1 protein-coding gene is annotated in these 1,402 nt (G+C 67.4%); it reads left to right on the forward strand.

Translation table 11 applies throughout. The annotated features are described in order from the left end of the window. The first annotated feature begins 60 nt into the window (after positions 1–60). Positions 61–1,311 carry an IS701 family transposase gene (locus ACFY2L_RS38955; RefSeq protein WP_390824718.1) on the forward strand — a complete coding sequence of 417 codons (1,251 nt, stop codon included), beginning with the start codon at positions 61–63 and terminating at the stop codon, positions 1,309–1,311. Positions 1,312–1,402 lie beyond the last annotated feature (91 nt).

Genomic DNA, 1,402 nt, shown 5'->3' on the forward strand with positions numbered 1-1,402 from the left:
TACTCCAGCAGCGGTTCGTGTCCTGAGCTGGTGGTTGTCGTTGTCCCGGTCATGGAGGGGATGACTGAAGTCGCTGACTGGGCGGGTGAGTTGGAGTCGGTGTTCGCCCGGGTGGCGGGCCGGTTTGCGCGGGCGGATCTGCGGTGGCGGATGCGGGACTACGTCCGCGGTCTGCTGGGGCGGGCGACACGCAAGAACGGCTGGCAGCTCGCGGAATGGGCAGGTCACCGGACTCCCGACGGCTTCCAGCGGCTGCTGAACTGCAGTGTCTGGGACGCAGACGCCTTGCGTGACGACGTCCGTGCCTATGCCGCCGAACGGCTCGGGCCGGACGGAGTGCTGATCATCGACGACACCGGGTTCATCAAGAAGGGCACCACCTCAGCCGGGGTGGGCCGGCAGTACACCGGAACCTCAGGGAAGATCGACAACTGCCAGATCGGGGTGTTCGCCGCCTATGCCACCAGCTTGGGCCGCGCTCTGGTGGACCGGGAGCTCTATCTGCCCAAAGCCTGGACGTCCGATCGTGACCGCTGCCGGGCGGCGAAGATCCCCGACGAACGCGGCTTCGCGACCAAGGGAGAGCTGGCCCGGGACATCGTCCGCCGCTGCCTGGCCGCCGGCCTGCCCGCCAAGTGGATCACTGCAGACGAGGCCTATGGGCAGGACTGGCATTTCCGCCGTCTACTCGAGCAGCTCGACATCGGCTATGTGGTGGCGGTGCCCAAGTCGCAGCAGATCAAGTCCCTGGCCGGCATCTGGCGCATCGACCAGCTCATCGACGAAGCGCCCGGTGATGCCTGGCAGCGGCTGTCCTGCGGTGACGGGGCCAAGGGTCCACGGGTCTACGACTGGGCCGCGGCCAAGCTGCCGGCCAACATCATCTTCGACCCCGACCCGCCAACCCACCACCGCTGGGTGATGGCCCGCCGCAGCCTGTCCGACCCCGCTGAGCTGGCCTATTACCTCGCCTACGCACCCGTGGGTGTCGAGATCGCCGACCTGGTCCACATCGCCGGAAGCCGCTGGGCGATCGAGGAATGCTTCCAAGCCGCGAAGAACGAATGCGGCCTGGACGAGTACGAGGTCCGCCGCTATATCGGCTGGTATCGGCACATCACCCTGGCCATGCTCGCCCATGCCGTCCTGACCGCAATCGCAGCACAGCCCCAGGCCGGCAGCGATGCCGCAAAGGGGGCTGCAGAAACGGATCAGCCTCCGTCCCGCTCACCGTGGCAGAGATACGGCGGCTCCTGGACGCTCTCCTGCCCCACCCGCGAGCCGACCGCGATCCCGTCACCCACGCGCTGAAGTGGTCGGCCTGGAGAAGACGCCGCCAGGCCGTCGCCCGCCGCTGTCATTACCGAAAACGCAGCTCAGGACACGAACCGCTGCTGGAGTA

Origin of the sequence: Streptomyces sp. NPDC001381 (genome assembly GCF_042895685.1) — a bacterium.
Taxonomy (GTDB): domain Bacteria; phylum Actinomycetota; class Actinomycetes; order Streptomycetales; family Streptomycetaceae; genus Streptomyces.

Coding starts and splice junctions, on each gene's coding strand:
- ACFY2L_RS38955 (WP_390824718.1), top strand. CDS start 61: ATGACTGAAGTCGCTGACTGGGCGGGTGAGTTGGAGTCGGTGTTCGCC.